Genomic DNA, 23,180 nt, shown 5'->3' with positions numbered 1-23,180 from the left:
CCCCAGGCCCAGTCGGCGACGGCGGTACCGACCACTGACCCGCGCCCGGCGCCCGTTCCCCGCGGGCGCCGGGCGCGCACCACGACCAGGAGGTCCCGTGAAGCTTCGATTCGCCCGACGCGTGGTCCCGTTGGTGACGGCGGTCGCCGCGCTGGCGGCGGTCCCCACCGCCTCGGCCACCCAGAGCAGCCCGGCGAAGCCGCCGGGCACGCACCTGAACTTCGCCGTCGGCCCGCAGTACGACACCACCCACGTGTACGTGTCGCCGGGCACCGAGCAGGCCTTCGTGACCAGTTGGACGGCCACCTTCGGCGGCACCACGATCGGCCCGGTCTCCACCCAGGTGACCCCGACACCCAGCCGGACGCTGTCCGAACTGATCGTCTCGCCGGTCGGCACGCTGTCGGTGTTCGACTACACCACGCCCGTGCCGTACCCGTTCGGCACCGAGCGCACCGGCTGGCTGGTGACCGACCTCGACCAGGCGGTCCGGGCCGCCCGCGCCGACGGCGCGGCCGTGACCGTGGCGCCGTTCGCCGACCCGATCGGCCGGGACGCCGTCGTCCAGTTCCCCGGCGGGGTCAACGCCCAGCTGTACGTCCACACGACCGCGCCGTCCTACCCCGCCCCGGTCAGCGTGCCGGAGAACCGGCTCTACCTGTCGCCGGACTCCGTGGGCGCCTTCCTGGACAGCTACCTCGCCTTCACCCGGGGCCGCGTCGTCTCCGACGAGCGGCGGGCCGACGGCGCCGCCATCGGCCTGCCCGGGACGACGTACCGGTCGATCCGGCTCACCTCCGGCTTCGGCGCCACCACCGTCGCGGTGACGGACGGCCACCTGCCGCACCCGTTCGGTCTGGAGACCACCGGCTACGGCGTGCCGGACCTCGGCGCGACCCTGGACCGGGCCAGGGCGGCCGGCGCCACCGTGCTGTCGGGGCCGGTCCGCGCGGGCGGCCGGGAGAGCGCGATGGTCCGGTTCCCGGGCGGCTACGTCGCGGAGATCCACGCCGGCCGCTGACCCTCGGACCACGCCCGGCGCTGCACCGCCCGTCCTGGTGAGGACGGGCGGTGCAGCGCCATGTGCACGGCTTCGCGATCAGGAGGCGGGGTGGTCGCCCTCGGTCCGGGTGGCGTAGGCCTGCCACTCACGGGGCGAGACGCCGAAGGCGTCGCGGAACGCCCGGCTGAAGTGGGAGTGGCTGACGAAGCCCCAGCGATGCGCGACGGCGGACACACTGGCCTGCCGACGGGACGGGCGCCCCAGCTCCCGACGGCAGGCGTCCAGCCGACGCCGTCGCACCCACTGGCCCACGGTCATCCCGTCCTGCTGGAAGAGCTTGTGGAGGTAGCGCACCGAGATGTGCTGCGAGCGGGCGATCGATCTGGGCGAGAGGTTCGGGTCGGCGAGGTTCTGCTCGATGTGGACGCGGATCCGGGACAGCAACTCGGTCGCGCCGTTGGGGTGTTCCGGGTGCTCCCGGTCGAGCAGCTCGGTCACCAGGATGGCGACGATGTCGGAGGCACTGAGCGCGAGGTGGTGGCCTGGCCGGGCCCGGTGAGCCCGCGTCTGGGTGGCCAGGGTGCGGAGGAACTGGAAGGCGAGCGAGCCGATCCCCTCGTTCCCCCGCGCCATCAGCCCGCCCGCGCGCCGGACATCGCCCCGCCGGACGCCCAGGTAGAAGCAGGGGACGCGGAAGCGGACCATCCGGCACTCGGAGTCCTGCAACAGGCCCGCCGGGTGCGGGGTGGCGCTGATCAGCAGGTCCCCCGGGGCCAGCATGGTGCTGGCACCGCCGCGTCGAACGGAGGCCGCACCGTGGACGTGCAGGGCGACGTAGAGGCAGTCCTCGGGATCGGTTCCGGGCGGCGGCGAGAGGATGTCGATGCAGCCGTTGCCGCCGCCGCGGGCGGCCTGGTCGAGCAGGTGGGTCTCGGCTTCGGGCGCGGGGGTTTCGAGCATGGGCGAGGGAGCCGACTGGTTCACGGGGGACTCCGACCGGTTGGAAGTGGTGCTGTGCGGATGCTGGCGAGGGCGGCTCGCCGCACGGCGGGGCGGCGGCGCCGGCAACGGGGCGCTCAGGAGGGGACGTTCTTCTGGCGCCATTCATACAAGGAGTGGAACGGCTGGACAAACATTCAACAAACCGAGGTTCCAGCGGCTCCACCCGACCCGGACGGCGCTCATCCCGAGTGGCGTCCACTCCTCGGAGAAGGCCTTGACGGCACTGCGGGCGGAAGACCAAAGAGCTTGCGGGACAGCGAAGTTCGGCCACCGACACCGGAGCGACGACGATCGGTGGGACCGCCCGACCGCACCGCTCCCCGACAACGGGCACGGCCACGACGAACCCGCTTCCCGGCCGGCCCGGCGGCCGGGAAGGTGCACGGGCCGTCACGTCGCCGTGCACCACCGGAACATCCCCGCCGACCCCCTTTCCTAGCCTGAACGGCGGATCCGCCGCCCCCGTGCCCACGGCAGTTCCCGGGGCCGAGGCGGGACCACTGCGCCGCCCCGCCCGGCCCCACCCCACCTCTCGCGCACCGGCGCCGGCACCCGCCCCGACAACGACCCCGATACCGACCCAGGAGAATCCATGCCTGCCCACCAGTCGCTGCCCAGTTCCTCCCAGCCCCGCCCGGAGGCCGCCTGCACGGAGATCCTCCTCGACGCCCGACTCGTCCTGGGCGAGCACGAGTCCCTCGACGTCCCCGTGCGCCTGGGCTACCGCAGCGACGACCCGATCGCCGTCGCGCTCGAGTTCCTCGGGCCGGCCGCCGAGGCGGGCGTCTGGCAGTTCTCCCGCGACCTCCTCTGGGAGGGACTGCAGCGGCCGGCCGGCCACGGCGACGTCCGGATCTGGCCCCCCTGCACCTGCCACGGCCGGGCGGCCCTGCGCGTCATGCTCCGCAACCGCGACGACGTCGTCCTGATCGACCTCCCGTCCCGCCAGGTGCGCCGCTGGCTCCGCCGGGACACCTTCGCCCTCGTCCCCCCGGGTACCGAAGCCGACGCGATCGACTGGGACGCCGTGCTGCCCGGCCGCACCGGCTGAGGGCGCTGCTGCCGCCACCTGCGGTGCAGCGGCCGACCACCACCGCGTACCCTCTGGAAGCCTGGGACAACGGCACGGCCGGAGCCCGACTCCGGTCGGCGTGGGTGGACGGGAAGAAGCTCGAATGGCAGGGTCAGGCGGTCCGCTGTCCCATCGCGGTCTGCGCGGCCGGGAGGCCGAACTCGCACAGCTCCAGGCGCTGATCACCTCGGTGGTCGGCACCGGGAGCGGCGGACTGGCTCTGATCCAGGGGGAACCTGGCATCGGCAAGACCACCCTGCTCGCCGAGGCCGCCACCCGGGCCGCCGCGGCGGGGTTCTCCGTGGGCCTCGGCAAGGCCGATGAGCTCCACCACATCGTGCCGCTCTCGTCGTTGGCGGCCAGCATCCTGCACGGCGACCGGCCGCTGCTGTCCGGCGACGACCTCGCCGATCTCGCCCGCAACCACGACCAGCGGATCTGGCTCGTGGAGCGCCTGGCGGAGGCGATCGAGGCCCGGGCCACCGACGCACCGGTGCTGATCGGTCTGGACGACGTGCAGTGGGCCGACGCGCTGAGCCGGTTCGCCCTGCAGCAGTTGCCGACCCGCCTGCGGACCTCGCCGGTCCTGTGGATGCTGACCGGGCGCCGGGAGCCCACGGGCCCGGCGGAGGAGATCGTGGCGGCCGCCGCCGGCAACCTTCCGACGGTCACGGTGTCCCTGGGGCCGCTGTCCGACGCGGCCGTCGGTCAACTGGCCGACGACACGCTCGGGCCGGCGGTCGACGCATGGGTGCGGGAGCTGCTCGACGGCGCCGGCGGGAACCCGTTCCTGGCGGTCGAGATGCTGGCCGGGGTACGGACCGCCGACGCCTCGCGGGAGACCGTGCCCTCCCGGCTGGTGGTCGGCGTGCGCGGCAGGCTCCGGTCCCTGCGGCCCGGCACGCTGCGCTTCCTCCAGATGGGCGCGGTGCTGGGCCGCCGGTTCGGCTTCGAGGACGCCGCCGCGCTCTGCGACCGCCCGGCCGCCGCCCTGCTCCCGGCGCTTGAGGAAGCGGTGTGCGCCGGGCTCCTGGACGACGACGGCGACCAGCTGGTCTTCCGGCACGATCTGCTGCGCCAGGCGGTCTACGCCGACATCCCGCCGTCGGCCCGCAAGGCCCTTCACCGCGAGGCCGCCCGCCGCCTGGTCACCACGGGCCGGCAGCCGACCGACGCCGTGCCGCACATCCTCCGGGGCGCCGTGCCCGGGGACGAGGAGGCCGTGGCGCTGCTGTGGCGAGCGGCTGACGACGTGCTGGCGGTCACCCCCGGCCCGGCGGCCGACCTGATGTTGCGCGCCCTCGAACTGACGCCAGCAGCAGGAAAGTTGAAGTTCGAGGTGGGCGAGCAGACGATCCTCTGCCTGGCCCGGGCCGGCCGCAACCACGAGGCGCTGGAGACCGGCGACCGGCTCTTGGCCGACCGGCCTCCGCTGGACACCTTCGGCCGGATTCAGTCCGCCCTGGGCGGGGCGCTGTGGACCATGGACCTCGCCGAGGAACTGCGCCGCCGGGCCGAGGCCGCGCTCGCCGCGGGCGGCTCCGCCCCGGAGATCTGCGCCCGGCTGGCCGCCCTGCGCGCCCTGGCCCTGTCCCGGGGCCGTGACCTGGCCACGGCGAGGGAGGCCGGCGAGACCGCGCTGCGGACCGCCACCGCGATCGGCGACCGGGAGGCCCATGTGCTGGCCCTGTCGGGGCTGGGCGAGATCGCGCTGAACGCGGGGGAGAACGCGGTCGCGCTGGAGCGCTTCGCCGCGCTGAGCGCCATCGACTCCGCCTTCCTCCCCGAGGAGGTCGTCGCGCACGTGCATGTGGACGACTTCGCTTCCGGTGAGCGCCTGCTCCTGCGGGCGGCGGACCGGGGCGGTACGGTGCGTCAGGCCATGCTGCTGTGGGCCCAGGGCCAGCACGACCTGGGGCTCGGCCGACTCGACGACGCCGAGGCCGACTTCGTGACCATGGAACGCCTGGAGGACGAGGTGCGGGTGCCCGTCCAGCAGGTGAACGGTCGGGTGATCCGCTCCCGGATCGCCCTGCTGCGCGGCGACCGCGAGGCGGCCCGGGAGCACCTGCTCGCCGCCCGGGAACAACTCGCCGTCAAACCGAACCCCGGTAACACGGCCGCGGTGCGCTTCCTGGAGGCCGTCCACGCCGAGGCCGACGGGGACGTCGCACTCGCCGTCGACCGGATCCGCCGAGTTCAGCAGCAGGGGCCCTTCATGCGGTGGCGCCTGCTGCGCGACTGGGTCGACGCCGCGGTCCGGATGTCCCTGCGCGGCGGGGAGCGGCAGCTCGCCGAAGACCTGGCCGCGCAGGCCGAGGCCCACGCCGGACGCAACCCGTCCGTGCCGACCGCCACCGGCATCGCGGCGCAGGCCCGTGGGCTCGTACGGAACGACCCCGCCGTGCTCGAACAGGCCGTGGACCTGCTCGGGGCGAGCCCCCGCCCGCTGACCCGGGCCGCCGCCCACGCCGATCTCGGCCGGGCCCTGCTGGGCGCGGGGCGACGACGCCGGGCGGCGGCCGCGCTGGCGCACGCGCGGGACACGTTCGCCGAGTCGGGCGCCCACGCCGCGGCGGCACAGGTCCAACGCGTCCTGGAGGGCACCGGGACCGACACCCGCCGGACGACGACCGTGCAGCGCCCCGTCCAGGGCTGGGGTGCCCTCACGGCCTCGGAGGAGAAGGTCGCCCGCCTCATCGCCCAGGGCCACACCAACAAGTCGGCCGCCGACGTACTGGTGGTGTCCCCGCACACCGTCAACACCCATCTGACGTCCGTGTTCCGCAAGCTGTCGATCGGCTCCCGGGTCCAGCTCGCCAACCTGGTCGCCTCCCTCCCCGAGGCCTGAGCGGGCTCGTTGGTACGTTCACGCGATGCCCGCCACGGCCGGACCGGCTTGGCTGGGACATCGCCCTCCGTGGGACATCGCCCCATCCCCACTCCCCCGCCCAGTCGAAGGCCGCCGGCATGCACACACCCACCCCCGTTCCACCGACCGTCGTGCTGGTGCACGGGGCATTCACCGACGCCTCGTCCTGGTCTGAGGTCATCGGCCCGCTGCGCGCCGCCGGTTTGACGGTGCACGCCCCCGCGAACCCGCTGCGCGGCCTGGCGCACGACGCCGCGTGCGTCCGGAGCCTGGTGCGCGGGCTCGACACGCCCGTCGTCCTGGTCGGCCACGGATACGGCGGCGCGGTCATCACCCAGGCGACCGACGACACCGACCAGGTGGTGGCCCTGTGCTACGTCGCCGCGTTCGCCCTCGACGCCGGCGAGTGCCTGCTGGACATCACCAACCGCTTCGCCCCCTCCCCACTGGCCGACGCCACCGTCACCACCGCCCTCCCCTCCGGCCCCGACAGCGAGGTGTACATCCACGCGGAACGGTTCCGGCAGCTGTACGCCGACGACCTGTCACCCGCGGCAGGGCAGGCGCTTGCCGCGGCACAACGCCCGATAGCCTGCGGCGCGCTGACCGACAGATCGGGCTCGCCGGCCTGGGCGGACAAGCCGTCCTGGTACGCCATCGCGACCGCCGACCGGATGCTCAACCCCGTTGCCCAGCGCTTCATGGCCCAACGCATGGCGGCCACCGAGTACGTGCTGGACGCCTCGCACGCCGTCCCGCTCTCGCGGCCCGAAGCCGTGGTGGCGATGATCCTGGAGGCCACCGGGCACGCCACGCGTACTCCGGGGGGTGTTTAATGTGCGTTCGAACGGACGAGTCCGATCGGACCCCGACCCCCAGGCACCCGGCAAAGGCACCAGCATGATCTCACCGGCCAGATCGTCGGCCCGGCGGATCGCCGCCCTCCTGACCGGGCTCCTCCTCCTGGCGCCGGCCGCCACCGGGTGCGGTCACCGCACCGGTTCCGGGCGGGCCGGGGGCGAGGTCACCGCCATCACCGCGCTCGACTACTACACCGACCAGGCCGAACACGCCCAGTGGGGCGACCTGCTCACCGCGTGCGGGCGGACGGTCGGGGTGCGGGTCGAGCAGACGAGCGTCCCGGGGGCGTCCCTGATCCCCAAGGTCCTCCAGCAGGCGTCCTCACGGACCCTCCCCGACCTGCTGATGCTCGACAACCCCGACCTGCAGCAGATCGCCCGGACCGGCGCACTGGCCCCGCTGGACGGCTACGGCATCGACGCCGACGGCTTCGCCCCGGGCATCGCGTCGGCGGGCACCTACCAGGGCAAGCTGTACGGGCTGGCCCCCAACGTCAGCACCGTCGCCCTGATCTACAACAAGGACATGCTCGCCGAGGCCGGCGTCGCCGTCCCGAGGACCTGGGACGAACTGAAGGCGGCCGCGGCTACGTTGACCCGTCCCGGGCGCTACGGCATGGCGGTCGACGCGAACGCCACCTTCGAGGGCACCTGGCAGTTCCTGCCCTTCCTGTGGTCCAACGGCGGCGACGAACGGCAGTTGGACACCCCCCAGGCCGCGCAGGCGCTCCAGCTCTGGGTCGACCTGGTGAACAGCGGCTCCATGTCGAAGTCGGTGCTGAACTGGACCCAGGCCGACGTCCACGACCAGTTCGTCGCCGGACGGACGGCCATGATGATCAACGGCCCGTGGCGCATCCCGGCCCTGGAGCAGGACGCCAACCTGCACTGGGGAGTGGCCCCCGTCCCCGTCCCCCGGCTGGGGCAGTCCCCGGTCACCCCGCTCGGCGGCGAGGTGTGGACCGTCCCGCAGAGCCCTTCCAAAGCCCGGCAGCAGAAGGCCGCCCAGGTCCTCGCTTGCCTGAACTCCCCCTCGAACATGCTCACCCTGGCCCAGGAGCACCACACCGTGCCCTCCCGCACCGCAGTGGCCGCCCAGCACGTTGAGGCGAACCCGTCGATGGCCGCCTTCGCCCAGAGCGTGGCGGTGGCGCGCGCCCGTACCAGCGAGCTCGGCGTCGAGTGGCCCAAGGCGGCGACGGGGATCTACACCGCGATCCAGTCCGCGCTGACGGGCGAACAGACGCCGGAGGAAGCCCTCAGCCATGCGCAGCAGACCGCCACAGGCCGCTGACCCGTCGCCGGTCCGACGCGGGGACCGCTGGACCCGGTGGCTGTTCGTCGCGCCCGCCGCGGCGTACCTGCTGCTGTTCTTCGGCTACCCGATCGCCGACAACGTCGTGATGAGCTTCCAGCAGTACACCGTCACGAGCTTCTACACCGGTGACGCCCCGTTCGCCGGCCTGCGGAACTACGCGGCGGTCCTCTCGTCCTCCGCATTCCCCCGGACCCTGCTGACCACGGCCGTGTTCACGGCCGGCTCGGTCCTGGGGCAGTTCGCCCTCGGCCTGGCCTTCGCCCTGTTCTTCCGACGCCGTTTCCCGCTCGGCGGCGTGCTGCGGTCACTCCTGCTGCTGCCGTGGCTGCTGCCGCTGGTCGCCTCCGGAACCACCTGGAAGTGGATGCTCGACCCCGACACCGGAGTCGTCAACGCGGTGCTGCGCGGCCTCCACCTCACGTCATCCGGCGTTCCCTGGCTCACCGGCACCTCCCAGGCCCTGCTGTCGGTGGTCCTGGTCAACATCTGGGTCGGCGTCCCCTTCAACACCGCGATCCTGTACGGCGGTCTGCAGGACATCCCCCCGCACCTGTACGAGGCGGCGAAGCTGGACGGCGCCGGCCCACTGGCCTCGTTCCGCCACATCACCTGGCCACTGCTGCGGCCGGTGGTCAGCGTGGTGCTCGTGCTGGGCGTGGTCTACACCGTCAAGGTGCTGGACGTCATCCTGGTGGTCACGGGCGGAGGGCCGGCCGGGGCCACCGAGACCATCGCCACCCAGTCCTACGAACTGTCCTTCCGGCAGTTCGACTTCGGGCGCGGCGCCGCGATGAGCAACCTGCTCATCGTCCTCTCGCTGGTGTTCGCAGTCCTCCACCTGCGCGCCGACCGACGTGCCCGGACCGTCTGACCGTCTGAGAGGCGCTCCCGTGAAACGCCCACCCGGCCGCGGCGGCCCGCTGTCCACCCTCGTCGGGATCGTCCTGCTCGCGCTGATGCTGTTCCCCGTCTACTGGATGGTGAACGCCTCCCTCCAGCCGGCCGGCAACACCCTGCGCGGAGGATGGTTCCCGCTCCACCCGGACCTCAGCGGATACGCCACCGCGCTGCGCGACCAGGGGCGCAACCTCGTCACCAGCCTCGCGGTGGCTCTCGGCAGCGCGCTGCTCAGCCTGGCTCTCGCCGCACCGGCGGCCCACGCGCTGGCCCGGTTCCGCCTGCGCGGCACCAAGGTCGTACTCCTCGGCATCCTGACCACCCAGGCGGTGCCGAGCATCGTGGTGGCCAACGCGCTCTACGGCGCCTACAACGACCTGGGGCTCCTGAACTCCCACCTCGGGCTGGTCCTCGCCGACTCCACCGCCGGCGTCCCCTTCGCGATCGTCGTCCTGCACTCGTTCATGCGGAGCATCCCCGAGGAGGTCATCGAGGCCGCGCGGATGGACGGCGCCGGCCGACTGCGCGTCTTCCGTTCCGTGGTGCTCCCGTTGAGCCGGAACGCACTGATCACAGCCGGCGTCTTCACCTTCCTCCTCGCCTGGAGCGACTTCCTCTTCGCCCTCACCCTGACCACCACGGACACCGTCCGGCCGATCACCCTGGGCGTCTACCAGTACCTCGGCGCCCACACCAACCACTGGAACGCCGTCATGGCCACTGCCGTCCTGGCCTCCGTACCCGCCGCCGTCCTGCTCGTCGTCGCCCAGCGCCACGTCACCAGCGCCGCCACCGGTGCAGCCGTCAAGTGAGGGTCACCCCCGATCTACTAGGTTCACGCGATGTCCCGCCCCGGGCCCGCTGGCATGGTGGTCCGGAAGGCACAGCGGTGGACGGGGCCACCGGTGGCCGACCGACCCGAGAGGAACCCGGTGCCCACATCTCTCTCCACCGCGCGACTGTCCGCCTTCGACCGGGCGGAGAGCTGGCACGAGGCGGTGTCCCACGCCTTCGTGCCGATGGCCGTGGACCTCCTGGAGGAGGTGCCGTCGCCCGGGACGATCGTCGGCCACCAACTCGGCCCGGTCCGGATATTGCGGGTCCAGGCGGGACCGCAGGTGGTGACGCGCACCCGGCGCATGATCGCCGACGACGGCCCCCCGTCGCTGATCCTCAGCCTGCAGGAGCGCGGCACCGCGCTCAAGGAGCAGGACGGCAGGGAGTCGGTCATCCGGCCGGGCGAGTTCTCCATCACCGACACCTCCCGGGTCTTCCGCAAGAAGATCGAGGAGGGATTCGTCTTCACCTCCTTCCACTTCCCCCGCGCCGAGTTGGACGTCCCCGAGCGGGACCTCCGAGCCCTGACCGCCACCCCCTTCAGCGGAGCCGAGGGCAGTGCCGCCCTGGTCGCCACCTACCTCTCCCGGATGGCGCGCGAGGCGCAGGTCCTGGACGAGGCCGTCGGCCGCCGGGCCGCAAGCACCGCCCTCGACCTGCTGGCCCTACTGGTCGACGACCGCTCCGGCCGCTCCCGCCAACGGGCCCCACAGAACGCAGCCTCCCTGGAACGTGTCAAGGACCACATCCTGCGCAACCTCCGCGACCCGGACCTCTGCCCGTCCACGATCGCGGAGGCCAACTTCATGTCGGTCCGATTCCTCCACAAGCTCTTCCACCTCGAAAACACCACGGTCAGCAGCTGGATCCGCGCCCAACGCCTGGAACGCTGCAGCCGCGACCTCCTCCGCCCGGTCGCCGCGGAACTCGGCATAGCGGGCATCGCCCGCCGCTGGGGCTTCGCCAACTCCAGCCACTTCAGCCGCGCCTTCCGCGCCGCCTACGGCATGCCCCCCAGGGACTGGCAGATCAGCGGCAACCAGGCACGATGACCCTCCGCCGCCCCGCCGGGGAACGGCTCCTTCCTTGACCTGGGGTTATGTTACGTTCGGGCCGTGAGGCGAGGGTTGTTCTCAGCCGAGTGAAGGTGTGTCGGGACGCAGGTCCCAGGGGTGAAATCATCCCCACCCGAGCGAGCCGACGCTCTCGCGGTGGTGACTTCGGACGGGGGACGTGTTGTACGGGCGTGATGGCGAACTGCGGTTCCTGTCCGGCTTTCTCTCCCGCTGCTTCGACGGGGCCGGCGACGCCCTGCTGCTGCATGGTGAGGCCGGCATCGGGAAGACCGCCCTCCTCGGCGCAGCCCGGGAAGCCGCCCTCGCACGTGGCGGCCGGGTCCTGTCGGCGCTCGGCGTGCAGTCCGAAGCCTCCGTTCCCTACGCCGGGCTGCACCAGCTGCTCGCTCCGGTCCTGCCCGACCACGCTCCGTCCCTCCTGGAGCCCCAGCGGCAGGCCCTGTACGCGGCCTTCGGCATGAACGACGGCGCCGCGCCAGGGACGTTCTCCGTAGGGCTGGCCTCGTTGGAGCTGATCAGCAGCCTGGCCGACGAAGCCCCCGTCGTCCTGCTGATCGACGACGTGCAGTGGATCGACCGGGCGAGCAGCGAGGTGCTCGCCTTCGTCGCCCGACGGCTCGAAGGCGAGCGGGTCGCCCTGCTCACAGCCGTCCGCGAGGGTCACGAGAGCGTGCTGAACGACGCCGGCCTGGCCGAGATGCAGCTCCACCGGCTCGATGACGACGCGGCGGCGGCGCTCCTGCAGGCGCGCACGCCCGGGCTCGACCCTTCCCTCGGTCAACGGATCCTGGCCGAGGCCGCCGGCAATCCGCTGGCACTGGTCGAACTGCCGACGGTGCTGCGCGGGGACGGAAGCGTCCCGTCGGCGCTGCTGCCCCTGGTGCCGACCACCCGCCGCCTGGAGCGGTCCTTCCTCGCACGCGCCTCGGACCTGCCCGAACTCACCCAGACCGTCCTGCTGGTCGCCGCCGCCGACGACGGCGCCGACCTCGCGGAGATCATCGAGACCGCGAAGGGCCTGGTCGGCGGCGACCTCTCGGTCGCCGCCCTGGAGCCCGCCGTCGACGCGGGGCTGCTCGAGATCCGCGGGCCCGAGGTGCACTTCCGCCACCCCCTGGTCCGCTCGTCCATCTACCACGCGGCCGGCCCCTCCCGTCGGCTGAGCACGCACGCGGCACTGGCGAAGACGCTGGCCGGACAGCCCGAACGCAGGGCCTGGCACCGTGCGGCCGCGACCCCCGGGGCGGACGACGACGTGGCGCTCGACCTCGAACAAGCCGCCCTCAGAGCACTGAGCCGAGGTGCCCCACGAGCCGCGGCCGAGGCGCTGCTGCAGGCGGCCCTCCGCAGCCTCCCCCACACGCACAGGGGCCGGCTCCTCCTGCGCACGGCAGAGATCAACTTCGAACTCGGCGAGACCGCCACGGCACGCCAGCAGCTCGCCGAGGCACAGTCCGCGGAACTCCGGACCGAGGAGAGACTGCGCCTCACCCTGTGGAGCGAGGTGCTGAACCACGAGAGCTGGCTCAGCCCCGAGCGGGTGAGGGCGTTCGCCGACGTGGCGGACCAGCTGGCCGGTGCCGACAGCGCGGGCGCCGTACTCGCGCTCAACGCGCTGTGGCCCCTGTCCATCAGGTGCTGGCACGACAACCCGACGCAGGAGACCCGCGACCTCTTCGTCCAGGCGGCACGGCGGCTGCAGCGGCACGACAGCGACCCGATGGCCCTGTCCGTCGCCGCCCTGGGCGACCCCGTCGGTCAAGCGGCCCGGATCATCGACACGACCACCCGGATCGCCCCGGGGGCCGTGGACGACCCGGCCGAACAGCACGCCCTGGGCTCCTCGCTCACCGGGATCTGGGCGCTCGACCTGTCCTGGCCCTACCATTGTGCCGCCGTCGACGGCCTGCGCCGGCAGGGACGCCTGGGACTGCTCGGCGAAGCCCTCGTGTGCCAGGCGTGGGCCGCGCTCCACCTCGGCAAACACCGGCTGGCGCACACCGCGGCGGACGAGTCCCGGCGGCTCTCCCGCGACACCGGCCGATCCCTGTGGGCATGCGCCGCCGACCTGGTACTGGCCACCCTGGCGAGCGAACGCGGGGAGTCCGACACCGCGGACGAACTCATCCGGAGGGCCGAGGCGGAACTGCTCTCCGCCGGAGCGCACTCGATGCTCGGATTCGCCCAGTTCGCCAAGGGGCGTCACGCCATGGCCAACAAGCTGTACAACGACGCCTACGAGCAGTTGACGCGGGTGCTGGATCCGGCCGACATCACCTACCACCCGGTCCTGGGCGTCTTCGGCGCCGCGGACCTCATCGAGGCCGCGGTCCGCACCGATCGCACCGACGAGGCGGCGCACCATCACGCCCGGCTCAGTGCGCTGGCCGAGAAGACGACCGCCCCGCTCCTGAAGGCCATGGCCACCCGCACCCGCCCCCTGATCGTCGCCCCCGACCGGACGGAGGCCTCCTACGTGCAGGCCCTTGACGACAGGCTGCTGGTCAACTGGCCTTTCCACCGAGCACAGTTGCAGCTGTCCTACGGCCGGTGGCTGCGCCGCCAGCGCCGCATCCTGGAGGCCCGCCGACCCCTGCGGGCGGCCGTCGAGAGCTTCGACGCGCTGGGCGCCACCGTCTTCGCCCAGGACGCGCGGTCCGAACTGCGCGCGGCGGGCGAAGCCGTCCGCAGGGCCACACCGTCCACCGCGGACACCCTCACCCCGCAGGAACTCCAGATCGCCAGGATGGCGGCGACCGGGATAACCAACCGCGAGATCGGAACCCGCCTTTTCATCTCCCACCGCACGGTGGGCCAGCACCTGCGCCGCATCTTCCAGAAGCTCGACATCACCTCCCGCGGCCAGCTGCACCTGGCCGACCTCGGCGGCGAATAGCGACCCCGTCAGGCGCTGTAGAGGGCGGCGCGAAGAGTGTCGGCGGCCAGCGTGATGGCCGCCTCTGCCGCGCAGGTCCCGCGCAGGGCGTCGAGCACCACGAAGTCGTGGATGGCGCCCGTGAACCGCACGGAGACCACCGGGACACCGGCCGCGCGGAGTTTGCCCGCGTAGGCCTCGCCCTCGTCGCGCAGGACATCGGCCTCGGCGGTGATGATCAGGGCCGGCGGCAGCCCGATGAGTTGCTCGGTGGAAGCGCGCAGCGGGGAGGCGGTGATCCGGGCGCGTTCGGCCTCGTCGGTCGTGTACTGGTCCCAGAACCACCGCATGCCGTCGCGCCGCAGGAAGTACCCGGTGGCGAACTGGTGGTAGGAGCCGGTGTCGAAGGCGGCGTCGGTCACCGGCGAGAACAACAGCTGGTACACCAGCGGAACATCACCGCGCTCGTTGGCCATCAGCGTCAGCGCGATGGCCATGTTCCCGCCGGCCGAGTCACCGGCGACCGCGATCCGCGTGCCGTCCATCCCCTTCGCCGTGCCCTGCCGCACGACCCACTGGGCGACGGCGTAGTTCTGCTCGATGGCGACCGGATAGCGGGCCTCGGGTGAGAGAGCATAGTCGGGGAACACCACGGCGGCCTCGACACCGACGGCCAGTTCACGGACCAGACGGTCGTGTGTCCGGGCACCGTCGAACACCCATCCCGCACCGTGCAGGTAGAGGATGACGGGGAGGGTGCCCTCGGTACACGCGGGCTTCACGATCCGCACGCGAACGCTGCCGGTCGGACCGCCCGGTACGGTGATCCACTCCTCCTCGATCGCGGCCTTGGCGATCCCACAGCCCTGCATCTCCTCGACGGCCCTGCGCCCTTCCGCCGGAGGCAGCTCGAACAGGTACGGCGGGCGGGCGGTGGCCTCCGCGAAGGCGGCCGCCGCCGGTTCGAGCACCGGTTGGACCGGCTCGACGGCACCAGGCATGTGGTGGGTTCTCCCATGCTGCACGTGAGATGCGTACGTTGTTACCACGCTATGTCGCCCGACGCGGGGCACTGTGCCAGGAGTGCACACCGATGTCCCCACAGCGCGGAAGCCGAATCCTCGATCACGGCAGGGCCTGCCATTCACTGGGGCTCATGCCGTACTCCTCCCGGAAAATGCGGCTGAAGTGCGACGCGCTGACGAAGCCCCAACGGTTCGCCACCGCCGAGACGGCGATCCTGCGGTTCGGTGTGCGCCTCAGGTCGTTCCTGCAGGATTCCAGCCGGCGCTGCCGCAGCCACTGACCCACCGTGATGCCCTCGTGCTGGAAAATCTTGTGGAGGTAGCGGACCGATATGTGGTTGGCACGGGCGATCGAATACGGCGACAGGTCCGGATCCGTCAGGTGATTCTCGATGTAGTTCTGGATCTGCGCGATCAGTTCGCCACGGGCAACCGTCGAAAGGTCTTCTCGCTCCGTCTGGAGAAGTTCCATGACAAGGACGACGAGCAGATCCACGGTGGTGCGGGTGAGCCGGTAAATGGTCTCCGGACTGTGATCCCGCACGCCGGTGGTGAGCTCGGCCAGACAACTCGACACCAGTGCACCCAAGCCGCCACCGCCTTCCGAGATCATTCCCATGAGGCGGTCGCAGTCCGCTTCCGACAGCTCCAGCAGGCGACGGGGCAGACGAAGCACAGTGACCCGGCCGTCGTCGGCGAACCTCGGGGAGCGAGGCCGGACCGGATTACAGAAAACGAGGTCGCCCGCCTTCAAGGGGATCTCGTCACCATCGCTGGTGATCACCGCCGAATCGTCGACCGCCAGTGCCAGATGGAGGAACTCATCATCCCTCAGAGGCGTCGGGGAGACGGCCTGGATATGCCAGGACATCGTCGTCATCGATTTTCTCCCGTCGAATCGCGACCCGGAAAGCAGCAGCCCGCGCATCCATCGCGCGGTCGAGGCCGGCACCGCATCGACCGCTCGGTCGCGAGCAGGTGCGACGGCGGGCAAGGCGTTCGGCCGTTCCCAGCATCAGGACACGCCGCCGCAGGCGGCCTCATGCACCTCACTGTGGCAGGGAGCCTTACGCACAGGCATGCGTCACATGACCGTCGACACGACTACGCACCCGGCCGTGTCGCGTCGACGGGTGACTGAACGGGAGGCCTCAGCGGTACGTAAGCCTGCGCGAACCCCGAAGTCGCCTCCCCAGCCCGGAAGGTCTCGATGCCGTGCGCGCCATGAGCAGGATGAATCTGCTGTTCACGCTCACCTCCCTGTCCGTCGTGCTCGTCGCCGTCGAGCGCTTCTCCTTCACCACCAAAGTCCTGCTGCGGCCTTACGGATTCCTGCGCCTGCACGAGCTGCTGCAGATGACCACATTGATCCTCGTCACGGTGGGCATTCCGGCGCTGATGTTCCGAGAGGTCTCCCGCGACTTCTCGGCCCTGCGGTCGAGGGAGGGGAAATGGCTCTTCCTCCTCTTCGTCACCGGCGTGTACTTCTATGCCACCGGAAACGGCCTGCACGAAGTCGCCTCGGCCACCTTCAGCGAGTACTGCGATCCCAACGCCTTCACCGGCGATCTCTGCGGCGGCCTGTTCTTCAACGACTTCTACACCGGCAACGCGATGTTCTTCGTCGGCGCCCTGCTGATGAACACGAGCCTGCTGATCACCGAGAGCAGGAATCCGGACGAGTCGTCTGCCAGGAGCTCCCAGGCAGCCCTCGTGGTCAACGCGGCGGTGTACGCGGTGACCGTCCTGGCGTACGCCGGGTTCGACCGGGCCCCCGTCGGCCTGGTGTACTCCGCCGGGATGTTTTTGATCGCAAGCGCGTTCTTCCTGAAGGTCCGTCGGCAGTACCGGAAGTTCCCGTTCACCACCTACTGCGCCCTCGTGTACGCGCTCGGCGGGTCCGCGTCGATAGCGGTTCGGATATTCGCGTGAAGCCCCCGATGGCCGTTCCTCACGGCCGAGGTCGCGCTCGACAAGGCCTGGACCGCGGCGTCCTTCCGCACTGCCGCCCACGTATGGAGCGACTACCTCGTCAACCCCCGGGTCGCACCGCGCGCCCACCGGCCTCCCAGGCGCGAGCGCAGATGGCTGGGCGATGCGCCACGGGCGGATCCCCTCTCGCCGCGGCAGTAGCGTGAGGGCAGCCGAACCTGCGGCGAAGGCGCGGAAGCCGCCCGGGAGGAACGTGACCCCGTGCACCTGGCCCGCCCCGACCAGGCGGCGGGTGCAAACCCCGCCGTCCGGCCCGCGGACCTGTCTGCGCCAGGCCCGAGCTGCCCGACCTGTACACCTCGCTGTGCAACGCCGCCGCCGAGACCGTCCGCGTCGTCCAAGGCATCGAGGACGCCCCGGCCGTGCTTGGCGCCCCGACCCCCTCGGCCGGGTGGGACCTGCGCACGGTCGTGAACCACGTGATCCTGTGAACCGCCCACAACTTCGCGCTGCGCGCCGAGGGCGGCGAGGTTCCGGCCGAGTGGTACCAACGTGACTTCACCGCCGAGCCCGACTGGACCGCTGCCTATGCCGAGCAGGTCGACAAGGCGCTTGGCGCGTGGTCCGAACCGGCGGTCTGGCGGCGGGACATGCCGCTGGGCGACTCGGCGGCCCCGGCGACGGCGATTGCCGGGATGGATCCTGCTCGACCACGCCCTGCACGGCCGGGAGGCCGCACAGGGCTCCGGCCAGGTCTACCAGCTTGACGGGACGACGGCTGCTGCCGTGCTCGGCCAGGTCGAGCAGTGGGCCGACGCATTCCGCCAGTACGGCGGCTTCGCGGAGCCCGTCCCGGTCGCCGCCGAGGTGCCTGCGTCCGACCGCGCACTGACATTGTCCGGCCGCCGGCCAGTGGCCGGTCGAAGCCCGGCTCAAGGCTGAGAAGGGATCCTCCCTCCGAGACACCGGGCATGGATGCGGCGGGCCTACTGCGGGGCGTACACCACCGCACCGGCGCCGGAAGAGGGCTGGCCGGGCCTGCAGCTGACGGCCAGTACGAGCCGGTTCGGGCGGACGGTGCGGCCGAGCACCGGCCGTACCGGCTGGTCCGACACCGGCAGGAAGTGCCAGCGGGAGAGCAGGGCGACCAGTGCGATGGTCGTCCCCTGCCAGGCGGACCCCGCGCCGACGCACCCGTGGTCGTCCGAGCCGAACGGGATCAACATGCGCCGTGCGGCGGGGCCGTTGTACCGGTACGGGTCGAAGCGGTCCGGGTCGGGGAACAGGCCCGGGTCGTGGTGCAGTGCGTACGGGCTGATGAGGATCTCGTCGCCGGGCGCCAGTCGCCGATCGCCGAGCAGCACCGGTTCGGACGCGCGGCGGAGCAGGAACGGCCGCGCGTAGCAGCGCAGTGCCTCGCCGACCACCTGCCTGGTGTACAGCAGGGCCGTGAAGTCGGCGGCGGTGGGCGGCCGGTCGCCCAGCACCTCGGCGATCTCGGCAAGGATCCGTTCCTCGATGTCAGGCCGGCGCGACACCTCGTGGAGCACCCAGGACAGCACGGCGGCCGGCGCCTCCGTGCCGGCCAGGACGAGGCCGGTCAGTTCCTCGGTGATCTCGTCGTCCGTCAGGGCTGACTCGCCCTGAGCGGCGAGCAGCAGGGACAGTGCGTCGGTGTGGTGCTCAGGAGAGCTGCGGCGGTGGTCGAGTGCTTCGGCGAGGGCCGTGCGGACCGCGTCGGGCGTCGGCCGGAGCGGCGGCTCGGCGGAGGCGAGCCCGGGGAGGTCGTCGAGCATGGCCGGGAGTGTTTCGCGCAGTGCCCGGGTCAGTTCGAGCCCGGCCGGCCCGGCGACGAGCGACCGGGTGATGGTGGCCAGCGAGAGGTGCGTCATCTCGCGCGGGATGTCCAGCTCGCTCCGGTCGGTCCAGGAGCCCGCCGCCTCCGCCGCTGTATCGGCGGCGATCCGCGCATGGTCGGCGAGCCGGGACCAGTGGAAGGCCGGCTCGATCACCCGGCGGCGGGCCGCGCGGACGGATCCGGGGCACGCCGCGAGCCCGTGGCCGAAAGCCGGGCCCGGTCCGTCAGGAGCCGACCCGGCGTCGAACTTCGTGGCCTCGTCCACCAGGATCTGTTCGACCAGGTCCGGGGAGGTGACGAGGTGCAGCTTCCGAGACCCGAGGCGGACCGCGACGACCTCCTCGGCGGAGCGGACGGCGGCCACGAAGCCGCGCGGGTCCTCGAGCAGGTCGGTGAGCTGCGGCCCGTCGGCCGCGCCGGAGCGGTGGGGGCACTTCTCGGTGGGCACGGCGCGCTGGGCCGGGGTCGCGGACATGGTCTCTCTTCGCTTTCGGGGTGTCGCCGACCCGCATGACGGGTGCGGTGGCACGGAAGTTCAATCGCGTCCGGACCGGGTTCTGCCGAGTCCGGCGGGCCGGGGGGTGGCGCCGTGCGGGCACCGCACCCGGCCCGCCGCAGCGGGTCAGTCGGCCATGGCCGGGGCCGGACCCGGCGTCGGCTCGGGAGTCTCCGCTTCGGCCCGGTAGTCCTCCGGGCTGGTCTCGTCGGTGCCCTGCGGAGTCCGCGCGAGGCGGAACAGGACGGTGAGCACGGCGGCGACCAGGAGGTTGAGCACGAAGGCGGTCAGGCCGATGTAGCCGTTCTGGCCGATCAGCGGGATCAGCGTGGTGCTGCCGCCGAAGTGCTTGGTGGCGGGCGTGGCGATCCCGTACGCCTGCCAGGTGCCGTAAGCCATGCCGACCGCCCAGCCGGCCAGCAGCGCCCAGCGGTGGAACCACCGGGTGAACAGGCCCACGGCGACAGCCGGCAGGGTCTGCAGGATCCACAGGCCGCCCAGCAGCTGGAGGTTGATCGCGAACTGCTTGTCCATGCCGAGCACAAAGGCCAGCGCGCCGACCTTGACCAGCAGCGAGGCGATCTTGGCGACCTTGGTCTCCTGCTCGGGCGTGGCGTTCGGCTTCAGGAACTCCTTGTAGATGTTCCGGGTGAACAGGTTGGCCGCGGCGATCGACATGATCGCCGCCGGGACCAGCGCGCCGATGCCGATCGCCGCGAAGGCCACGCCGGTGAACCAGCCCGGGAACAGCTGGTCGAACAGCTGCGGCACCGCGAGCTGGGCGTTGTAGCCCTTGACGTCCTTGCCCACGCCGGCCGCGATCGCCATGAAGCCGAGCAGCGCCAGCAAGCCGAGCATCAGCGAGTAGGCGGGCAGGAGCGCCATGTTCCGGCGCACGGTCTTGCGCGACTTGGCGGCCAGCACGCCGGTGACGGTGTGCGGGTACATGAACAGCGCCATCGCGGAGCCGAGCGCCAGCGTGGCATACGCCCACTGGGCGTTCGGGCCGGTCACCATCGAGCCGGTCGGCTTGTGGGTGACGGGGCTGACCGTGCTGAACTTGGTCGCCGCCGCGTCGAAGATGTGCCCGTAGCCGCCCAGCTTCATCGGGAGGTAGACCACCGCGACGATGATCACGATGTACACCAGGGTGTCCTTGACGAAGGCGATCAGCGCCGGCGCCCGCAGACCCGAGGAGTAAGTGTACGCGGCGAGGACGGCGAAGGCGAGGAACAGCGGCAGGTCCTTCATGAACCAGTTCCCGCTGCCGCCGACCCCGAGCACGTCCAGCACCGCCTGGATGCCGACCAGTTGGAGCGCGATGTACGGCATGGTCGCCAGGATGCCGGTCACCGCCACCGCCAGCGACAGCGCCTTGGAGCCGTACCGCCCGCGCACGAAGTCCGCCGGGGTCACATAGCCGTGCACCCGGGCCACCGACCACAGCCGGGGCAGGAACAGGAACACGAGCGGGTACGCGATGATCGTGTACGGCACCGCGAAGAAGCCCGCCGCACCCGTGCCGTAGATCGCCGCCGGGACGGCTATGAAGGTGTACGCGGTGTACAGGTCACCGCCGAGCAGGAACCAGGTGACCCACGTCCCGAAGGAACGCCCGCCCAGGCCCCACTCGTGCAGGTGCAGCGCGTTGTCCGCCTTGCGCCAGCGCGCGGCGAGGAAGCCGAGCGCCGTCACCAGCAGGAAGAACAGCACGAACACCACGAGGGCCGGCACATTGACGTGATTGCTCATCACACATCACCGCCCCGGACAGCCTTGCGCTGCTTCTCGTCCCGCCCGAGCAGCAGGTACGCCGCACCGGTGAACACGGCCGACACCGGAATCCACAGAATCTGGTACCAGTAGAAGAACGGCATCCCGCCGAACGCCGGCGTCAGCTTGGCGTAGGAGGAGACCCACAGCACCGTGACCACCGGCACGGCCAGGGCCAGCCCGGCGAGCACCCGTTCCGGTGTCACCGGCGGCAGGCTGCGCGACACCTCTTCCCCGCTGGTTCGACGGACTTCCGTTGACATCTGTGCAGCCTCCGTGTTTCTGATCCGGCATCCACTCGGTCGGGCTCTCCCGGCCGGCGCATGCCCACCCTTACGGCGGTGCACCGGCTCGGGTTCAGGCAGTGGAGGAGCTCATTGCCCGGGAGCCGTCCAGGCCGCCAACCGCACCGACGCCCGCGCGGGACGACCACGGCGAGCCCGGCGACCAGCAGGCTCACCCCGAGCGAGACCGCGCCCCAACGGCGTTCCTTCCCACGGCAGTTGGCCGAGCCTCTGGGTGACCTACCTCACATGCCGGAGTTGGGGCGCGGTTGAGGAATTCGCGGACCGGTTCCGTCACATCGCCGGACGGCTGCCACCACAACAGGCGGCCGACGGACTACCGAGGGAACGACATGATCCGAGCACGCGCAGCGGTACTCGCGGCAGCCCTGGCAGTGGGCGCGGCGGCAGTGACGGGCTGTTCGCCGAGCGGACCGGCCGCGAAGCCCAAGCCCGCCGACAGCGCGACGGCGTCCAGCCCCGTCGACTACGTGCCGGGTACGGCGCGGGAGAACAACGCCCCCGCCGGCACTGGCGACTTCGCCGACGGCCCCGCGAACTCGCCGGCCGCGATGAAGTGGGTGCAGCTCGGCGCCGGGGCGGCGGGCGTGCTCAACCCGGTCGTCCACAACGCCACCGGCTTCACGCTCTACCGGTTCGACAAGGACACCACGAAGCCGTCCAAGTCCAACTGCAACGACGCCTGCGCCACCACCTGGCCGCCGGTCCTCGTCCAGCCGGGCTCGCGGATCTTCCTGGACGGCGTGTCCCGGGCGGACATCGGCTTCGTCAAGCGGGACGACGGCGCCCTCCAGATCACGATCGGCGGCTGGCCGGTGTACCGCTTCAGCAACGACACCGCGCCCGGCCAGGCCAACGGCCAAGGCGTGGGCGGCACTTGGTTCGCCGTGACGCCGGAGGGCGGCAAGGCCGGCCAGTCCCCGCAGGGTACGGACACCAACACCCAGCTGGACTACCAGAACGGCACCGCCAAGCAGCACGACGCGCCGCCGAACACCGGTGACATGTACAACGGGCCGCGCAACAGCCCCGAGGCGATGAAGTGGGTGCAGCTGACGGCCGGTTCGGCCGGTGGGCTCAGCCCGATCGTGCACGACGGCGCGGGCTTCACGCTGTACCGGTTCGACAAGGACACCGCGAAGCCGTCCAAGTCCAACTGCAACGACGCCTGCGCCGCCACCTGGCCGCCGGTCCTGGTGCAGCCCGGTTCGCGGATCTTCGTCGACGGCGTGCCCACCTCGGAGATCGGAATCGTGGACCGCACCGACGGAACCCGTCAGGTCACCATCGGGGGTTGGCCGGTCTATCGCTTCAGCAAGGACACCGCCGCAGGACAGACCAACGGTGAAGGTGTCGGCGGTACCTGGTTCGCGGTCTCCCCGCACGGCGGGAAGGTCCTGCGCCCGACGGAGGGTACGGGCGCCACCTCCTCCGCCGCGCCGAGCGCCGGCGCCTCCGCGTCCGCCTCCTCGCCGGCGGGCGCAGCCTCCTCGCCGGCGAGCGCTCCCGCCGGTACGCCGAGCGCCACCGCGCCGTCCAGCCCGGTTGCCTCCCCGGTGGCCCTCGGAAACGGCGTGGTCACCCTGGACAGCGGCCTCAACTTCACCGAGCCCGACGCCTCCGAGAACGTTGCCGGCCCGGGCTGCAAGAACACCGGCCGCGGTGACCTGGCGCTGTCCCTGGACCTCAGCGGCGGCCCGGTCAAGATCTGGACCGGCTGCGACTGCACCGGCGCCTCGGCCGTGGTGACCAGCAGCATTCCGGACCTTTCCAAGATCGGCTTCGACAAGAAGATCGCCTCGATCCGGTTCGGCGACTGACTGAAAGCCGGGGCACAAGGCCCCGAAGTCCCGACGCCCGCCGGTTCTCCTCGGAGAACCGGCGGCGTCTTGCTGTGATTCGGGCGCGCGGGAACCGGCTGACGTCCCGCCGCAGTTCGGGCCGGGCACCGGCCGTGAGAGGCCGTCCGTCGGGCATGG

General features: G+C 71.7%; 18 protein-coding genes. 12 read left to right on the top strand and 6 right to left on the bottom strand.

Annotated features, from left to right (window positions below; genetic code table 11):
* Positions 1–97: 97 nt before the first annotated feature.
* On the top strand, positions 98–1,021 hold the full coding sequence (locus ACFVWU_RS29585; protein WP_387626629.1) for a VOC family protein: 924 nt from the start codon (positions 98–100) through the stop codon (positions 1,019–1,021).
* Between the two features lie 78 nt (positions 1,022–1,099).
* Here the strand turns inward: ACFVWU_RS29585 and ACFVWU_RS29580 are convergent, their stop codons facing one another.
* A complete protein-coding gene (locus tag ACFVWU_RS29580) occupies positions 1,100–1,963 on the bottom strand; it encodes a helix-turn-helix domain-containing protein (RefSeq protein WP_387626627.1) in 864 nt (287 codons plus the stop codon).
* Positions 1,964–2,597: 634 nt separating this feature from the next.
* Here ACFVWU_RS29580 and ACFVWU_RS29575 point away from each other — a divergent pair.
* The 8 genes from ACFVWU_RS29575 to ACFVWU_RS29540 all read left to right on the top strand — a co-directional run bounded on the left by ACFVWU_RS29575 (position 2,598) and on the right by ACFVWU_RS29540 (position 13,833).
* On the top strand, positions 2,598–3,056 hold the full coding sequence (locus ACFVWU_RS29575) for an SsgA family sporulation/cell division regulator (RefSeq protein WP_387626625.1): 459 nt from the start codon (positions 2,598–2,600) through the stop codon (positions 3,054–3,056).
* Positions 3,057–3,180: 124 nt separating this feature from the next.
* A complete protein-coding gene (locus ACFVWU_RS29570; RefSeq protein ID WP_387626623.1) occupies positions 3,181–5,928 on the top strand; it encodes an AAA family ATPase in 2,748 nt (915 codons plus the stop codon).
* Positions 5,929–6,047: 119 nt separating this feature from the next.
* Positions 6,048–6,785, top strand: a complete 738-nt coding sequence (locus ACFVWU_RS29565) for an alpha/beta fold hydrolase (RefSeq protein ID WP_387626621.1) — start codon at positions 6,048–6,050, stop codon at positions 6,783–6,785.
* A gap of 64 nt (positions 6,786–6,849) precedes the next feature.
* Positions 6,850–8,103: an extracellular solute-binding protein gene (locus tag ACFVWU_RS29560; protein ID WP_387626619.1), complete on the top strand. Its 1,254-nt coding sequence runs from the start codon at positions 6,850–6,852 to the stop codon at positions 8,101–8,103.
* Complete coding sequence (locus ACFVWU_RS29555; protein WP_387626617.1) at positions 8,075–8,998, top strand: carbohydrate ABC transporter permease; 924 nt, start codon at positions 8,075–8,077, stop codon at positions 8,996–8,998. Before ACFVWU_RS29560 ends, ACFVWU_RS29555 begins: the two co-directional genes overlap by 29 nt.
* Before the next feature lie 19 nt (positions 8,999–9,017).
* Positions 9,018–9,836, top strand: a complete 819-nt coding sequence (locus ACFVWU_RS29550; RefSeq protein WP_387626615.1) for a carbohydrate ABC transporter permease — start codon at positions 9,018–9,020, stop codon at positions 9,834–9,836.
* A 120-nt stretch (positions 9,837–9,956) separates the two neighbouring features.
* Entirely contained in the window at positions 9,957–10,913 is a 957-nt protein-coding gene (locus ACFVWU_RS29545) for a helix-turn-helix domain-containing protein (RefSeq protein WP_387626613.1), read from the top strand.
* Positions 10,914–11,097: 184 nt separating this feature from the next.
* The gene (locus tag ACFVWU_RS29540) at positions 11,098–13,833 is read left to right on the top strand and encodes an AAA family ATPase (protein WP_387626611.1); all 2,736 of its coding nucleotides are present in this window, start codon (positions 11,098–11,100) and stop codon (positions 13,831–13,833) included.
* 8 nt (positions 13,834–13,841) lie between these two features.
* On the opposite strand, the gene ACFVWU_RS29535 is transcribed toward ACFVWU_RS29540, so the two are convergent.
* Both ACFVWU_RS29535 and ACFVWU_RS29530 read right to left on the bottom strand, forming a co-directional pair.
* Positions 13,842–14,813, bottom strand: coding sequence for an alpha/beta hydrolase (locus tag ACFVWU_RS29535; protein WP_387626609.1), 972 nt, complete (start codon positions 14,811–14,813; stop codon positions 13,842–13,844).
* A gap of 124 nt (positions 14,814–14,937) precedes the next feature.
* A complete protein-coding gene (locus ACFVWU_RS29530) occupies positions 14,938–15,765 on the bottom strand; it encodes a helix-turn-helix transcriptional regulator (protein WP_387626607.1) in 828 nt (275 codons plus the stop codon).
* Positions 15,766–16,061: 296 nt separating this feature from the next.
* Between ACFVWU_RS29530 and ACFVWU_RS29525 the strand changes: the two genes are divergently transcribed.
* Both ACFVWU_RS29525 and ACFVWU_RS29520 read left to right on the top strand, forming a co-directional pair.
* Positions 16,062–16,769 carry a hypothetical protein gene (locus tag ACFVWU_RS29525; protein ID WP_387626605.1) on the top strand — a complete coding sequence of 236 codons (708 nt, stop codon included), beginning with the start codon at positions 16,062–16,064 and terminating at the stop codon, positions 16,767–16,769.
* Positions 16,770–17,456: 687 nt separating this feature from the next.
* A complete protein-coding gene (locus tag ACFVWU_RS29520; RefSeq protein ID WP_387626603.1) occupies positions 17,457–17,711 on the top strand; it encodes a hypothetical protein in 255 nt (84 codons plus the stop codon).
* Positions 17,712–17,755: 44 nt separating this feature from the next.
* Here the strand turns inward: ACFVWU_RS29520 and ACFVWU_RS29515 are convergent, their stop codons facing one another.
* The 3 genes from ACFVWU_RS29515 to ACFVWU_RS29505 all read right to left on the bottom strand — a co-directional run bounded on the left by ACFVWU_RS29515 (position 17,756) and on the right by ACFVWU_RS29505 (position 21,102).
* Positions 17,756–19,102: a cytochrome P450 gene (locus ACFVWU_RS29515; protein ID WP_387626601.1), complete on the bottom strand. Its 1,347-nt coding sequence runs from the start codon at positions 19,100–19,102 to the stop codon at positions 17,756–17,758.
* Positions 19,103–19,249: 147 nt separating this feature from the next.
* Positions 19,250–20,875, bottom strand: coding sequence for a monocarboxylate uptake permease MctP (gene mctP / locus ACFVWU_RS29510; RefSeq protein ID WP_387626599.1), 1,626 nt, complete (start codon positions 20,873–20,875; stop codon positions 19,250–19,252).
* On the bottom strand, positions 20,875–21,102 hold the full coding sequence (locus ACFVWU_RS29505; RefSeq protein ID WP_387626597.1) for a DUF3311 domain-containing protein: 228 nt from the start codon (positions 21,100–21,102) through the stop codon (positions 20,875–20,877). Before ACFVWU_RS29505 ends, mctP begins: the two co-directional genes overlap by 1 nt.
* A gap of 431 nt (positions 21,103–21,533) precedes the next feature.
* Here ACFVWU_RS29505 and ACFVWU_RS29500 point away from each other — a divergent pair, with 431 nt between their 5' ends.
* Entirely contained in the window at positions 21,534–23,021 is a 1,488-nt protein-coding gene (locus tag ACFVWU_RS29500) for a hypothetical protein (RefSeq protein ID WP_387626595.1), read from the top strand.
* Positions 23,022–23,180 lie beyond the last annotated feature (159 nt).

The sequence above is a fragment of the Kitasatospora sp. NPDC058190 genome (genome assembly GCF_042883685.1).
Lineage (GTDB): Bacteria > Actinomycetota > Actinomycetes > Streptomycetales > Streptomycetaceae > Kitasatospora.
This window is presented reverse-complemented; position numbering and strand designations above follow the sequence as displayed.

Coding starts and splice junctions, on each gene's coding strand:
- ACFVWU_RS29580 (WP_387626627.1), bottom strand. CDS start 1,963: ATGCTCGAAACCCCCGCGCCCGAAGCCGAGACCCACCTGCTCGACCAG.
- ACFVWU_RS29575 (WP_387626625.1), top strand. CDS start 2,598: ATGCCTGCCCACCAGTCGCTGCCCAGTTCCTCCCAGCCCCGCCCGGAG.
- ACFVWU_RS29570 (WP_387626623.1), top strand. CDS start 3,181: ATGGCAGGGTCAGGCGGTCCGCTGTCCCATCGCGGTCTGCGCGGCCGG.
- ACFVWU_RS29565 (WP_387626621.1), top strand. CDS start 6,048: ATGCACACACCCACCCCCGTTCCACCGACCGTCGTGCTGGTGCACGGG.
- ACFVWU_RS29560 (WP_387626619.1), top strand. CDS start 6,850: ATGATCTCACCGGCCAGATCGTCGGCCCGGCGGATCGCCGCCCTCCTG.
- ACFVWU_RS29555 (WP_387626617.1), top strand. CDS start 8,075: ATGCGCAGCAGACCGCCACAGGCCGCTGACCCGTCGCCGGTCCGACGC.
- ACFVWU_RS29535 (WP_387626609.1), bottom strand. CDS start 14,813: ATGCCTGGTGCCGTCGAGCCGGTCCAACCGGTGCTCGAACCGGCGGCG.
- ACFVWU_RS29530 (WP_387626607.1), bottom strand. CDS start 15,765: ATGCGCGGGCTGCTGCTTTCCGGGTCGCGATTCGACGGGAGAAAATCG.
- ACFVWU_RS29525 (WP_387626605.1), top strand. CDS start 16,062: ATGAGCAGGATGAATCTGCTGTTCACGCTCACCTCCCTGTCCGTCGTG.
- ACFVWU_RS29515 (WP_387626601.1), bottom strand. CDS start 19,102: ATGTCCGCGACCCCGGCCCAGCGCGCCGTGCCCACCGAGAAGTGCCCC.
- mctP (WP_387626599.1), bottom strand. CDS start 20,875: ATGAGCAATCACGTCAATGTGCCGGCCCTCGTGGTGTTCGTGCTGTTC.
- ACFVWU_RS29500 (WP_387626595.1), top strand. CDS start 21,534: ATGATCCGAGCACGCGCAGCGGTACTCGCGGCAGCCCTGGCAGTGGGC.